The organism is Mucilaginibacter sp. McL0603 (assembly GCF_049992945.1).
Lineage (GTDB): Bacteria > Bacteroidota > Bacteroidia > Sphingobacteriales > Sphingobacteriaceae > Mucilaginibacter.
Map to the genome: position 1 here is coordinate 2,583,411 of NZ_CP188251.1, position 14,694 is coordinate 2,598,104.

Genomic DNA, 14,694 nt, shown 5'->3' on the forward strand with positions numbered 1-14,694 from the left:
TAGCCAATGGCGTTCATTCTTCTGCCTCCATTATTATTTCCACTATGATTTCTGCTATTAAATTTAGCAATTTTTCTTCATTTTTCGAATGATTTGAAGCATTTTTTTCCAAAATGGCATCATTTTTTTCTATCGGTGTAGGGGTTGAATTATCACTTTTTTCTATCATCACATTGCCTATTTAATAAATAAAAAAGCAAAGCTGCAAAGTCAAAAATCAAGCTATTCGCAAGGTTATCGTGAGATACGAGAGATATAATTATATATTTATTAATTTTAACTTAATTGCTTAATTAATAACCATATCCGATGCCAAGAACAAGCGTACTTTTAGAAAAATCAATAGCAGCTTGCATTTCAGGGATTGAAATATATAATAAACCTGATTTTAAATATCGGGAAGAAACATTTACTATTCTGATGATTAATGCTTGGGAATTATTGTTGAAGTCGAAAATTCTAAAAGACAATAAAAATAACATACAAAGCATTTACATAAGAGAGCCTAAAAGATTAGCAAGCGGATTAAGGTCAAACAAGCACACTACAGTTAAAAAGTCCAGATCGGGCAATCCGATGAGTATAGAATTACTTAGAGCTTTGGATTTAGTGGCACAAGGCAACAATGGCGTAACCGCACCATTTAAAGAAAATATTATCGCTCTATGTGAAATCAGGGATAATGCCATACACTTCAAGAATGACGAAGTTGATCTTGGTAAGATAGTATTGGAATTAGGCACTGCCAGTTTAAAAAACTACTTAAATGCTGTAAAACGATGGTTTGATAAAGATTTGAGCAAGTATAATTTTTATCTGATGCCACTATCTTTTTTCCATGAATTTGAAAGTGTTTCGAGTTACTCCATCAGCAAACCTAACATACAACTTGATCGGCTTTTGAAGTATTTGGGTAAAAAGGCATTGGAAATCAAATCAGATCCTGATCAAGACTACAACTTACTTTTAAAGGTCGAAACCAAGTTTGTTAAATCTTCTGTGGAAGATAGTTTAATTGTAAAAACAGTAAGAAATAAACAGGAAGCTGAAAACCCAAATTTGGTTCAAGAAGTAATTTTGACAGAAGAAGATATAACCAAGAAATATACCTGGACACATAAAGACCTTTGCATAAAATTAAAAAAACGATATCCAACTTTTAAGCAGGACCAGAACTTTAATACACTAATTAAACAATTAAAATCTGATAAAGGCTTATGCCATATAAGGCTTCTTAATCCATCAAACCCTAAAGGAACTAAGACATTTTTTTATAGCCCAAATTGCATTCAAGGTTTCTTTGACTCGCATTATAAGACAAGTACCCCCGTCGAAATAGTTGCTTAAAAAATCTTTCGCACCTACCGCCTCAATTGCGAACCGCAACAAGTTAACCACCCCATCTTTGACTATCAATTCAGATGGTCATGAAAAATCAAAAGATAATATCCGATCTCAAGGGTCGAACATTTAACGGCCAATTCTATTCTAAAATCAAACGCATCCGAACGGAACCGCGACAGCGGATACGTCAGCTTTTACGATCTTTTATTCCAATTGACCCGCCGGGTCGGCAGCATGGTGCCGCTCGGAATTAGCATACGGGCGAAGCCGATATGCGGTTAAGAGCGTCCGATTTTTCTTTGAAAAATTGGAGCAAGCGGGAATTGGGCAGAGCCCTATTCTGCTTGCCGTTTGCCCAGCAAACGGGGTTTCATGTATACTCCGGGTATACATAGGGGCCGCAGGGCTACCGGCAAGCTGGAAAAATGTATACAGTGGTGTATACAATGATTAAAAAATACGATGAAAATAGCTAAAGACCTCAATGTAAAAACCATCCGGTTTCCTATTGCGCTCGACGATAAAATCAGTAAGCTGACTAAAAAGTTTGGGCGAGGTAAACTGCAATTGTTTAGCCAGATGGTCGAGTACTTTCACCGTACCGGCAAAGACCCGGCAGATATTAATGATGAGGTATTAAAAAATACGCTGGTTAAAAATCATGATACCTATATCCGTTTCATCCGGGCGCAGGAGGAAAAAATGCTTATTCCCATCAAGACCGAGGTTGACCGTATGGTCGCCTCACAGTTCAAGATTATCGACAGCTTTAATAACCAGGTCTTAAAAGCAAATAGGGATATACTGGCAGGCCAGGCACAGCAGGCAGCCGAAACAAATCGCGTACTTAAAACTATTGCAGATAAGTTGGACGACAAGGAAAGCCTGAAACTTAAATTCCTGTATATCCTGAATTATTATAGCAAAACCAGCTTTAATGCTTCGTCAAAAGACCGGGAGATATTACTTCAGGAGACACGGCAACATATTAATAAACTTTAAAATTAAGTTTTCCCCTACCTGGGGGCTAAGGAGGGCTTATGTATATCAATATCACAGACAGCGAAACCGCAGATAACAAAGGCAGCAGCAGCGGCCTGGTACATTATCTGGATAAGGAAAACCGGATGGATAAGGAAAGAAGACCGGAACTATGGTTTAACCAGGAACGTCATAGCATACAATCCTATGAAACCATGCAGGCCATAGATACTAATGTGGCTAAACTGGGCAGGGCCGATTCCAAGTTTTTCCTTATCAATATCAGCCCAAGCCAGAAAGAGATCGCCTTTCTCAAAGAAAAATACGGGGAACAGGGTGCAAAGGAACAACTGAAGGCCTATGCAGCTAAGGTCATGGACGAATATGCCATGAATTTCAAACGGCCGGGCATCAACAGCAATAATGACCTGCTTTGGTTCGGTAAACTGGAAAACTATCGTTATTACAGCCATAAAGACCTGGAAGTCAAACAGAGATTAAAAAATCGCGGCGAACGCAAGCCGGGTGAACAAATGCATGTTCAGGTCATCGTGAGCCGCAAGGACGTCACCAATAAGGTTAAGCTCAGCCCGATGAACAATTCACGGGGTAAAAACGCGGCCCATTCCCAGAAGCTGGGTCAATTTGACCGTTCAGCCTTCAAACAATCAGGTGAAACGCTGTTTGACCAGTATTTTAGTTTTGAACGTGGTTTTACAGATACATATCGTTACGCCAATGAGCAGAAGAAAGGCAACTTAGATCAAAGAATAGCCCTTCATGCGGAAAAGCGGAGCCAGGAAACCGGGCAGAAATTAAGGCCGGCCCAAAAGCAGCAACAAAATGCGCCAATCAAAAATTATGGCAAGACACAAGTTCCTGCCAATATACTACAGATCGCACTCGCCAAAGCGGGGACTGAGGTAGCGCCGATCATCCCGCGCAAAAAGAAGAAAAGAAAAAATAACGAGCAGCAACAAGATCAGGGGCTGAGTTTATAATCATTCAATTATCTATTTACCATAAAGATCGTCGGGGAGGATGTAGAAAGGACTTATGCAAACAGGAGAAGATACACAAGGATTACGCAAGATCATCGATTTTACCAGATTGATCAGCATATTCATATTGGCTATCCATTTTTATATCTGCTGTTACCAGGCATTTATAAGTTGGCATTGGACAGCAATGATAACTGACCGTATTATAGGCAACATTGCCCGTGTAGGTTTATTTAATGATCTGTGGAAACCGAAACTTGCGGCCCTGCTTTTTTTGATCATATCCTTAACCGGCGTAAAAGGTAAAAAGGATGAAAAGATCAATTACAAGAGCATTGTTGCCTATTTGCTTACCGGCCTGCTCATTTATTTTATAAGCACCTTAAGTTTTTACCTGCCGGTCAGTTTGCAGGTAATTGCTATTGTTTATATCGCGTTAACGGGGATAGGTTATTTGCTGATCTTAACAGGCGGAACCTGGTTGTCACGCTTATTGAAAGACAAACTGAATAAGGATATCTTCAATTCAGAAAATGAAACTTTTCCGCAACAAGAAGAATTATTGGAAAATGAGTACTCCATTAACCTGCCTGCCAAGTACCGGCTCAAAGGCCGGATTCGCGATTCATGGATCAATTTTATTAATCCGTTCCGGGGTATATTGGTTGCTGGTACCCCCGGCGCGGGTAAATCCTATTTCGTGATCAGGCATATTATTGACCAGCATATAAAAAAAGGGTTTTCCATGTTCGTTTATGACTTTAAATACGACGACCTCTCGAAGATAGCGTACAATAAACTGTTAATGTACAAGGGCAACTACAAGGTTAAGCCCGCCTTTTATGTGATCAATTTCGATGACCTGAACCATACCCATCGCTGCAACCCGCTGGAGCCGGAAGCCATGACCGACATTACAGATGCAACGGAAGCAAGCCGAACGATCATGTTGGGGCTGAACCGCGAATGGATCAAAAAGCAAGGCGAGTTTTTTGTAGAAAGCCCGATCAACTTTTTGACGGCCGTAATATGGTATCTGCGCAAATACCGGGATGGCAAATATTGTACCCTTCCCCATGTTATCGAACTGATGCAGACTGATTATGAACAGCTATTCTCAGTGTTGCAGGAAGAAGAACAGGTGCGTGTATTGATCAATCCTTTTATTTTAGCTTATAATAACAATGCCAAAGCGCAATTAGAGGGCCAGATCGCTTCCGCGAAAATAGGCCTGGCCCGGTTAGCTTCCCCACAGTTATATTATGTATTGAGCGGCAATGACTTTACGCTGGATGTCAATAATCCCGAAGAACCGAAGATCGTCTGTATGGGAAACAACCCTCAAAAACTGCAAATTTATGGAGCGGTGCTGTCCCTGTATATATCCCGCATGATCAAACTGGTAAACCGGAAAGGCCAGTTGAAAAGCAGCCTGGTCTTTGATGAATTTCCGACCATCTTTTTCAATAACATGGACAGCCTGATCGCTACGGCACGGAGCAATAAGGTGGCTACCACTTTAGCCGTACAGGATTTCAGCCAGTTACGAAAAGATTATGGCGCTGAACAGGCAGATGTCATTACAGGAATTGTAGGGAATATCATCAGTGGACAGGTGACCGGGGATACAGCCAAAACCTTAGCTGATAATTTTGGTAAGATCGTTCAGGATAAAAACAGCATGACCATTAACAGCAGTGACACCTCTACCACCAAAGCTACCCAACTGGATTACGCGATACCGGCCTCTAAAATTGCGGCGCTTTCCTCCGGCGAATTTGTCGGCATGGTGGCCGATAACCCTGAACAGAAAATACAGCTTAAATTATTTCACAGTGAGATACAGAACGACCATGAGGCTATTGCCAAAGAAGAAGCCGGGTATAAATCCATTCCTTTGGTAGAATATGTTTCACCGGAGGATGTGGAAGAAAATTACCAGAAAATCAAAACAGCAATAAGCATGCTCATTGCTGAGGAAATGGAAAAGATCGAAGCCAGGAAACCGAAAGAGTCAACTCAAACTGAGGACGACGAAAAGAAAGAAAAAACAAAAGGCGAGGTTGAAAATAACGAAGAAAAAGATATATCGATGTAAAGGCTAAGGCCAGCAAAGACGTAAAATAAAAGCCCCTAACACTCGCTGCCCGGGGCTTTCAACCTAAACCTTATCACAATAGGCAGGAAGTACCTGCCATAGATAAGCGAAGATATATAAAAAATTAACGCATCGTTAAGCAGCGATTCTTTTTATCTTCCAAAAAGGTTGCCAGTGAGCCTGCAACTAATAGAAATTAATGTTTTCTCGAAGTTTTCAGCAGTTTACCGGCCAGATAAGTACTGAAATTATCCCGGTAACTTTCTCCGACACTGAAAGTTAAGTTGTTATTCATCCTGATCATATTTCCTTCTATATAGTTTATGCAGTCGGTGGAAATGATAAACGCCCTGTGAAATTGCTTAAATAACTCACGGGGGCCTAACAGTTCGAGAATATCCTTGATCGTTAAATAAGCAATGACAGGTTTGCTATTCATCAAATGAATCTTGACATAGTTGTGCGAACTTTCAAAAGCGATCACCTCTTTGTATTTGACCTTGACGATCCGCAGGTCTTCCTCTTTGTTTTTGACCAGGAAATACTCATCCTCATGGCTTGCCACAGATGCCTTTGTTTCCGCTACGTTCGGGAATAAGCGGTTGATCGTCGTTGAGAATTTGCCAAAGCTGAAAGGTTTTAACAGATAAGCGTCACCTTCCACCTGATAGGCATCAAAGGCGTATTTAGAGTGCGAAGTCGTAAAGATCAGCTTTTCTGTCTTTGACCTTAGTGCCTTAGCCAGCTCTAATCCGTTTATCCGTGGCATATCGATATCCATGAAAAGCAGATCGACATCGCTCTCCGAACTTACTTTTTCCAATGCCAGCTGCGGATCAGTATATACACCTACAATGTTCAGCCTGGGCAACATATCAATGTATTTTGTTATCGCGTCAACGGAAAATTGTTCATCGTCTACTATGATACAGTTTAGCATATCATTTTATTATTAAGAAATCCCTAATGCTTAAATGTCCGGTAATCAGTGGTAAGTCTGAATAAAAACAAAGTAACTAATAATTTATATATCTAAAAACCAGCACATTCTAAAAACCAGAGTTACATTGTTCCGTTAAATATTACAAGTCATTTGGCCTGGCTTTTGGCTGTTTGGTCAAAACTAAACGTAATAAGAACAACATCTGGGGCGATTTACCCGGAAAGGCCATTTTTCTACATATAAAGGTGTATTTTCTTCACCCGTAGTCTGCAACAATGGTTACTCTCACCTTATTTAATATTTGCTGTTCGTTTGAATCTTACGGATTGGATTACTTTTAAATTAATTTAAAATTAATTCAAAAGTAATTTAAAAGTAATTCAATCCGTTTTTAAACCTCTGAGATAACTGCCTTAATATGAAAAAATATGAATGTATAATAATAGATGACGAGCCGTTCGCCATCGACTGGTTAACCAAATATATCAGTTCAATTCCCAATCTAAATTTAATTAAATGTTACGCCGATCCTTTAGAGGCTTTAATGGAAATAACTGCCGGCCCCATGGTGGATCTTATTTTTTTGGATATTGACATGCCACGGATAACCGGTATAGAATTGTCCGGAGAGATCAGGAAAAAAACAAGAAAACTGATATTTTCGACCGCGCATAAGCAGTATGGCTATGAAGCGTTCGAGGCCGAAGCAGATGCTTACCTGCTGAAGCCTTATACCTTTTCGAAGTTTGCCGGAACCATCGCCAAGCTGTTTCCCAGGCAGGATGAAGAAAAAACAGAGGTTCAAATAACCGAAACATTCTTTTTTGTCAAAAACAAAGAAGAACATTTAAAGATCATAAAGATCAGGTACGACGAGGTGGTGGCAGTGGAAAGCAAACAAAACTATGTACTGATCCATACTTCCTCCAAACAAGTACTAACTTACATGTCACTGACAGAAATCTCCAAAATATTCAGCCCATTTCAGAACTTTGTACAGTTCCAGCGCAGCTTTATTATCAGCAAGGATCATATTGATTCCATCGATGGCAATACGATCAAAATGGTTAATGGCCTCAAAATAACCGTTGGCGAATATTACCGTAAGGATTTTACGGAATTTCTGACCGGGAAACTGATCAAGACAGGGCGAAAAAAATAACGCCCTGTCTCTTTAGGCACCCTTACTACGGACGCCCGGCTCGGAAAATGCCGGTTTTCGTGAGGGTGACCATGGTTGTGGTCGGATCGGTCGGGTCCGTGTCCGCAAGAGGTTTTGAATTTGTTTTTGATCTGTACACAAAAAGTGTAGCGTCTGTGATTTTAAAATGCTGGTGTTTCATGATCTTTTTTTTATGAAACTTATGGTGAAAACCGGTGTTACAAAATGATGTTATTCAGAACGGTAGCTTTTCTACTTGTAAGAGGTTTTTTTCATGAAACGGATAATTGAGAATTGGCTGAGAAAATACAGATTGCACCTGTTGATATGGGTACTGTTTATCCTGTATGAATCTGTCGTTATCGGCCTGGTTTCCGGCACATTTGGTCATCCGCTGACTTACGCCGTTCACTATACAACTATTTTCATCCTTTTTTACACACACGCCGGGCTCTTCCTGCCCTGGTCCTTAAAGGATAAACGGGCAGCGTTCTGGAGGCTGCCTCTGATTCTGGCGCTTGAGATCGCCGTATATATTGTGATTTCTTATTGGATAGACAAAGCATTAATGGCGGTCCATATTGTAGCCTATCAAAAAGGTTACAGGCTTTCTTATTTGTACAACTTGAAAATGCTTTACAGGGCCATCTATTTTTTAGGATTCGCAACCGGCTATTATTTCCTGATGACCTATATTAAAGAGAAAAAAAAGACGAATGAACTCGAAAAGCAGCGCTTAAAGGACATTATCTATCGTCAAAAATCTGAGCAGGAACTGACCAAGGCCCAGAATGCTTTTTTAAAGGCGCAGATCAACCCGCATCTTCTTTTTAATACCCTGGACTTTATATACCACAACATAGATGCGACATCACCTGTCGCCGCTGATGCCGTCATCAAACTATCCGAAATGATGCGCTTTGCGATAGATTCCGACAAAATGGGTGACTTTATCTGTTTTGGCGAGGAAATAGACCAGGTGGAAAACCTGCTGTATTTAAACCAGATGCGGAGAAATTATGAACTGGCATTCCGGCTGTACTATGAAGAAGAGGCGCGGCAACTTTATTTAATTCCGCTGGTACTTTTGACTCTGGTAGAAAATATCTTTAAGCATGGCAGTCTCGACCAGCCGGGAAATGAGGCGTCGGTGAGCATATACACGGAGAACGGTATCTTTCATATTGAAACCGATAACCTGACCGATAATCAATGGTCAAAGCCGGGAAGTCGTACAGGCCTGATCAATATAGAAAAAAGATTGCGGTATGCTTATGGCAATGAAGCTAAGCTTGATTATCATACGGATGAGGCCCGTCATTTCAAATTACATCTGGCAATTCCGCTGGAACTATTGAAAACGCACGACGGGCCAACAGTATCTTTAAAAGATAATGGTACAGAATCCCTTCCCGGCTACGCTGATCCGAGTTAAACAGGCGATTGATGTGCATATGGAGCAGATCGGCCAGTAATTTCTGACATTCATCCTGGCTGTTACATGTGCTAAAAACTTCGACAAATACCTTTTCCAATCCTATAGGCGGCTTAACGGCCGGGGAATTGATGTCAAGGTTTGCATTGCCTTTGAAGTACTGGAGATTCTGGTTAAGCTTTTTAAATGTTTCCTGTGTCATGGCTAGTTCCACGCTGAAGTGACCGGCCATATTTTTAACGAAACTGATCTGATCGCTGATATCCGGCAAGGCCAATGTGATCAGCCTTTGCATAATAACCAGGGTTGTTGCATAAAGCTGATCTTTAGCTATTTTCCTGGCGAGCATACCCAACACATACTTACTGTCTGCAAAAAATAGTTGTTCAACGAGTTCCATACGATTGGCCCCATAACGTTCGGTTTCTCGGTAATAGGTTTTAATTTGAATATCAGAGATCAGGCTATTTGTACAATCAGGCTCCAGCAATGATTTCAACCTTCCGATGATCTGGTAAGCTTCAGACGACTCTTTCAAATGCAGCCTTAGCCGGATATGTGACTTAGGGTCATCATAGCGGATAAAGAACCATTTCCGGATATGTTTTTTGATTTCCTTTAAAAAGAGGGAAACTGGGTTACAGAGGATCTGGTCTGTCCGGGCCGGGTGACAATAAATCTCAAAGTACAGCCAATCCCCACCTGGGAAAATGGCATGACCATTTGGTTGGTAATGTGCTTCACCTGGCTCTGTAAGTTTATAAGGTTTATAAACTAAGCTTTCATGACTGTAGCTGGCAATGAATTGTGCCGCATACTTTTTACCGTTATGATCCTGTACAACATCATCGTTTGATATTAAGGCTTCAGAGATGTAAATTTCCCTATGGGTATTTTGATTATAGTATAATAAAAACGCCTCTACATCTGCGTTAACACCCGGATCAAAGCATAACGTTTGGTCGGCATGCCCGGCTTTAAATGGAAAATTGATACTTTTCTCCTTTAGCCACCCAAGCAGCTTTGCCTTCCTTTCTCCCTCGTTACCGGATTTTCCGGCCACCAAAAGATCCTGCGGCAATCGCCACATCGCGGCTGAAATGATCACGTCCTTATAAACAACGCGGGGATAAAAATTCAGATCAGGGAAGAAATACGGCATTTTGAAGTTCAGGTCGGATTTAACCTGCTGATGTTGCAGGTCGCAAAGGAAACGATATACGGCCAGGTCGGAACGTACATAATTGTATGCCGAGGGAATCCGCGGCACCATTCGTTTTTGGTGCTTTTTTGACCATAAGATAATTTCTGCACCCCGGACTGAAACCAGTATGTCCTCAAAGGTTAGTGGAGACGGATCGCATGACCAGGTTAGAACAGGCAGTTCATATTTATAGAGTTGCTTTCTACGGTTCACATTATCAACCGATGCCTCAGCCTGGTAAGCAATATCGAAAAAAAGCACATCCGGGTTCGCTTGCTCCTCTACGGATACGATCTTCCGGCCAAATTCTTCCAGGTCGGGACTGGCTATAGTAAAACGGCCCTGCAAGGCATTTGCCGTGCAGCCGCCCGCGTTTTCAATTACAGGATGCCCATTCCAGAAATGAAACATGACGCTTAGGGTGTTAGGCAATGGCATAACAGATTTAGCGGTATGATCTTCAAATTCCTCCAGCCGGATGGCGTTGCCCCCCATTAATTTATCCAATAAAAACCGGTGCAACGCCGTATAGGGTATATGTAAATCGGACTGTTTTTTTTGACCTAACTCCCCTAAAATATCTGAGATTTCCTGATCGACAGGAGTTTGCGCCAGACTTCCATAACCCACACCGGTTTCCGGGTCCATAGCCACAGCAAGCGGTACAACTCTGTGTTCAAATTTTTTCAGGAATGCCTCGCGAAAAGTGGTTAACGTGCTGTTTGTTGTTTCCGGTAAGTACTTTGCCAGAAAAACGATCACGGGGGAAATATCCTTTAGATTCCCGTTGCTCACCCCGCCGGATATTAATTTTCGTTCTGCTATGGTATACCTGCTTGCTGAATTTAAGTCTTCAATGTGTAACCTCCTGAAATAATCTTCGCCGGTAATGTTCGGACATTGTTCAGTCTCCAGCAATTGAAGAGACAGCATTTGCTCAAGCAAGCCGTAGACCTGCCGCCTTTCCATCCCGAATCCGGCTGCCATTGAGCGTTGTATTTCGGCTTTTACAACCTTTCCACGGCAAAGTTTTAAGATGGCGCTGAGCTGCGGAAAGCTATTAACCGAAGCGATCTCAAAACACCCGTTTTTTACACGGATATAACGGTATTCCTGTCCAAAAGCATAAACGGAGGAATTGGTTTGAAACCAGGCTGATGCTTCCGCAAGCGAAGGCATGTCAGCCAAATAAGTGTCCTTTTGTTTCCAATCCGTAAATTGATGGCATATCATGTCGCGGTTTAACACGATTGGCGAGCCGTTTTCTTTTAAAAATGGTACCGGTGTAAAGGCTGCAAAGCCACCGTATGGTGTAGCCCTGTATTTACCCCTGTTAAAATACTTCCAGATGGAAAAGCATATTTTTTTATCGGCAGCTTTTAATTCTTCTGCCGTTAAATCTGCAATGACCTGGTAAAAAGAAGGAGAAGCGTCCCTGATCTGTAACTTTAAGTCATGCCACCTTTCGCCCAAATCGTCTTCGAGGCTAAATGCAGGTGTCCGGCAAAGAATAATGTCCAATATGTTCAGCTTCATGTTTAATCATTGATCAGGTCCTGCCTGGTTTTCCTTTGTTTTCTGATCAAATGAATAGCTTCCCCGTTGTTTTTCTGTTCGTTTTTTATACAATGGTGGATTTTCGGGACAGAGCGGTCAAAATTCGGGATACAATCCGGATGCCTTTAACGGAAGCTGTTTTATTTTTATCTTTCGAAGTCAGGGCATTGCGCTATCTCAGATTTCAAGGTTTTATACACTATAAACTGGGTATATCAGGGAGAGCAATTATTGGGCTGCGGTTATTTTATACATCTACTTATTTTATGATCAAAGCAGAATCAGCCGATAAGGAACTAGCACTGGATGTGCTAAGCCGGTCCTTTGCGGACAATCAAAGTGTGAACTTTATCGTCCGGCAGGATAAGAAAAAAGCACAGCGTATCCGGGCCTTAATGGATTATTCCTTTGAACTATGCCATGAGTTTGGGGAAGCCTGGTTATCTGATGACAGGAAGGCATGTGCATTGGTGCTGTACCCGCAGAAAAAACGTATGTCCCTGTTTGCGATATGGCTTGACGTCAAACTGATCTTCAGTGCTATCGGATTAAGCAGTATCCGGAAAACACTGAACCGAGAAACGCAGGTCAAAAAACTACGGCCCCAGGAAGAAATGGCCTACCTCTGGTTTATTGGTGTCGACCCCGAACACCAGCACCGGGGTACCGGAAGCAAATTAATGAAAGATGTTATCGCAAATGCAAACAGGAATGACCTCCCCATATACCTGGAAACATCCACGCTAAAAAACCTGCCCTGGTATGAGGGACTTGAGTTCCAGATCTATGGGCAGTTGGATCTCGGATATATCATATATTTCCTGAAACGGGAACCAGATAAACAATGATATTATGCTGGTCTTCGGAACCCAAATCCATATTGTCACCTTTATTTTCATTGCGCTTGAATTTTGCATGCTGATCTTCCAGGCAGCAAGGTACTTCTACCTGCCGCAGGATAAGTACAGCGGATGGTTCATGACCCTGATGATCCTCTACCTCCTGTATAACATCACGGGCGGCCTGTTCCCTGATCCCAAAATTCAAATATCGGTGCCAATACAGGAAATGATCGCCTATGGCACGGGTTTCCTGCTCGCTTCCTATTTCCCTTTCTATTTTTATAAGGCCTTTGATCTGAGATCGCTACGCTGGCACGCCCTGTTCGGCGTACCGCTTTTCCTCATGTCACCCTACCTGATATTTTTTGTAATTGTATATGCGGTAAATGGCAATTTAGATGTGGACATTAAATATGGCATGATCGTGCCATTTATCTATGCCATAATCTTGTTATGGGTTATTTTCCGGGCCATATACCGGAAATACCAGGAAAGCCGCGACAGGAACAAATATCTCGAAGAGATCGCCATGTATTGCACCGTCACGCCCTGGCTGGCAATGACCCTCTTTGGCCTGGTTGAAGAAAGCCAGCTGGTTGAGGTGCTTTGTACGAATACCGGGTTCATCATTATTACGGTCATCTATTTCTGGAAATCAGCGCACCAGGCAAGGCTGGATTATGAGCGGCAGCGCCGTGCAAATATGGCAAGGACGCACACTGAATTATTTCAGGCCAATTGCCTGCATTTCGGGTTGACCAGGACTGAAATCCTGATCGTCAGGATGCTGTACACAGGTTTACGCAATAAAGAGGCCGCTGAGAAAATGTTTGTTTCCGAAGAAACCATCAAAAAACATATCCAAAATATCTTCCGGAAAACAAACGTAAATAACCGCTCCGCTTTGATCCACAAACTACAGAACCCACAACATTGAGTGGCTAAAAGTGGCTTTTGTCATTAAATATACCACTATTTAGTAATGTCAAATCCCCTTTCGGGGTATTTACGCCTCCCGGTTAGCCTGGTAGTTTTGCCTTTATTTTTAAGTTTATGGTACCACACAGTTTATACGATGTGCTTTGGGGGCTGGGCCCCCTGCCATTGGAATTGAGATTGGCGGAAAACCGCCGTTCGCTTACTCAATTTATGGAATCGCGGGTTGGCTACAGCTACCATGCTCACCGCCAGCTCTTATTAAGCGCTGGCCAGGCAGCTGATTATATCTATTACGTGGAAAATGGTTTGGTCAGGGGATATTACTATGATAAGGAGAAAAACACGCAGTATACGGTAAGTCTATGGGATGAACATTCCTTTATCACGGAGCCCAATAGTTTTTTCAATAAACAGCCATCCGAATTGAGCATCGAGGTTATGCCGGAAAGCACATTATTGTTTCTTTCCGGCCAGCATTTGTCTGAAATATTTAAGGCGTTTCCCTACACCGAAGTATTTAGCCGGTGCCTGATGCTTCAATATATAGCCTACCATTCCCAAAAGACACGCGACCTGATCAGTCTTTCGGCCTGGGAAAGATACCTTGCCTTGCTTCGGAAGCAACCCCAAATAGAACAAAAAATATCCAAAGAGATCATCGCCTCTTATCTCAGCATTACACCGCAGACCCTTAGCCGCCTGATCAAATTGAACGGGCACCCTTAATGGCACCCTGATGGCGGGATAAATCTTATCATTTGGTAACTCATTTCTGAATATAGGGTAAGTAACTTCTGAACTTAAGCCTTCCGCTTTTAAAAATGTTCGCCTGTACCTTTAGGTTACATTTTTACCGATGAAAAACTTATCATCTATAATGCATGAGATCACCCTGGAACCGGCAATGTTTGTTGTTATCGCGACACTCATCATTCGCGTCATGGTTAACTGCATAAGTTCCTGTTTGCAATATTTCGCATTTAGCGCAGTATTATTACCGGCTCACACACCCATATCCTATAGAACTAAAAACCAAATTATTCATGACCGAAAATTTGCGTTGTTTCCGGGTGGCTCCAGGCAGTTATTACAAAAAGAGCAAAAGGATCTGTAGCAGGTAATTTTGCCTGGGACGCTCACCAAAGAAGCAGGCTCAAATAGCCCTGTAATCAGGCTATTGAGCGATCA

The 14,694-nt window shown here is 42.0% G+C and carries 13 protein-coding genes; 10 read left to right on the forward strand and 3 right to left on the reverse strand.

Translation table 11 applies throughout. The features are described 5' to 3' along the window. Window positions 1-13 precede the first annotated feature (13 nt). Complete coding sequence (locus tag ACPPVU_RS12190; RefSeq protein WP_426671985.1) at window positions 14-169, reverse strand: hypothetical protein; 156 nt, start codon at window positions 167-169, stop codon at window positions 14-16. Window positions 170-309: 140 nt separating this feature from the next. Here ACPPVU_RS12190 and ACPPVU_RS12195 point away from each other — a divergent pair, with 140 nt between their 5' ends. The 4 genes from ACPPVU_RS12195 to mobC all read left to right on the forward strand — a co-directional run bounded on the left by ACPPVU_RS12195 (window position 310) and on the right by mobC (window position 5,424). Further along, a complete protein-coding gene (locus tag ACPPVU_RS12195) occupies window positions 310-1,347 on the forward strand; it encodes a DUF3644 domain-containing protein (protein ID WP_426671986.1) in 1,038 nt (345 codons plus the stop codon). Between the two features lie 459 nt (window positions 1,348-1,806). Continuing rightward, window positions 1,807-2,346, forward strand: coding sequence for a BfmA/BtgA family mobilization protein (locus ACPPVU_RS12200; protein WP_426671987.1), 540 nt, complete (start codon window positions 1,807-1,809; stop codon window positions 2,344-2,346). Window positions 2,347-2,384: 38 nt separating this feature from the next. Continuing rightward, window positions 2,385-3,326 (forward strand): DUF5712 family protein, encoded by a 942-nt coding sequence (locus ACPPVU_RS12205; protein ID WP_426671988.1) that lies wholly within the window; start codon window positions 2,385-2,387, stop codon window positions 3,324-3,326. A 55-nt stretch (window positions 3,327-3,381) separates the two neighbouring features. After that, on the forward strand, window positions 3,382-5,424 hold the full coding sequence (mobC, locus tag ACPPVU_RS12210; protein ID WP_426671989.1) for a conjugal transfer protein MobC: 2,043 nt from the start codon (window positions 3,382-3,384) through the stop codon (window positions 5,422-5,424). A 196-nt stretch (window positions 5,425-5,620) separates the two neighbouring features. Here the strand turns inward: mobC and ACPPVU_RS12215 are convergent, their stop codons facing one another. After that, the gene (locus ACPPVU_RS12215) at window positions 5,621-6,364 is read right to left on the reverse strand and encodes a LytR/AlgR family response regulator transcription factor (protein WP_426671990.1); all 744 of its coding nucleotides are present in this window, start codon (window positions 6,362-6,364) and stop codon (window positions 5,621-5,623) included. A gap of 421 nt (window positions 6,365-6,785) precedes the next feature. On the opposite strand from ACPPVU_RS12215, the gene ACPPVU_RS12220 reads away from it, so the two are divergent. Beyond that, on the forward strand, window positions 6,786-7,529 hold the full coding sequence (locus ACPPVU_RS12220; protein WP_426671991.1) for a LytR/AlgR family response regulator transcription factor: 744 nt from the start codon (window positions 6,786-6,788) through the stop codon (window positions 7,527-7,529). A 274-nt stretch (window positions 7,530-7,803) separates the two neighbouring features. Continuing rightward, a complete protein-coding gene (locus ACPPVU_RS12225) occupies window positions 7,804-8,964 on the forward strand; it encodes a sensor histidine kinase (protein WP_426671992.1) in 1,161 nt (386 codons plus the stop codon). Here ACPPVU_RS12225 and ACPPVU_RS12230 read toward each other — a convergent pair. After that, complete coding sequence (locus ACPPVU_RS12230; RefSeq protein ID WP_426671993.1) at window positions 8,852-11,704, reverse strand: thiopeptide-type bacteriocin biosynthesis protein; 2,853 nt, start codon at window positions 11,702-11,704, stop codon at window positions 8,852-8,854. The two genes, ACPPVU_RS12225 and ACPPVU_RS12230, sit on opposite strands and share 113 nt — an antisense overlap. 287 nt (window positions 11,705-11,991) lie before the next feature. Between ACPPVU_RS12230 and ACPPVU_RS12235 the strand changes: the two genes are divergently transcribed. From ACPPVU_RS12235 to ACPPVU_RS12250, 4 genes are all read left to right on the forward strand, one after another. Continuing rightward, window positions 11,992-12,573, forward strand: coding sequence for a GNAT family N-acetyltransferase (locus tag ACPPVU_RS12235; protein WP_426671994.1), 582 nt, complete (start codon window positions 11,992-11,994; stop codon window positions 12,571-12,573). 4 nt (window positions 12,574-12,577) lie between these two features. Next, the gene (locus ACPPVU_RS12240; RefSeq protein ID WP_426671995.1) at window positions 12,578-13,504 is read left to right on the forward strand and encodes a response regulator transcription factor; all 927 of its coding nucleotides are present in this window, start codon (window positions 12,578-12,580) and stop codon (window positions 13,502-13,504) included. Window positions 13,505-13,620: 116 nt separating this feature from the next. Continuing rightward, window positions 13,621-14,232 carry a Crp/Fnr family transcriptional regulator gene (locus ACPPVU_RS12245; protein WP_426671996.1) on the forward strand — a complete coding sequence of 204 codons (612 nt, stop codon included), beginning with the start codon at window positions 13,621-13,623 and terminating at the stop codon, window positions 14,230-14,232. 130 nt (window positions 14,233-14,362) lie between these two features. After that, window positions 14,363-14,620 (forward strand): hypothetical protein, encoded by a 258-nt coding sequence (locus ACPPVU_RS12250; RefSeq protein ID WP_426671997.1) that lies wholly within the window; start codon window positions 14,363-14,365, stop codon window positions 14,618-14,620. Window positions 14,621-14,694: the final 74 nt, after the last annotated feature.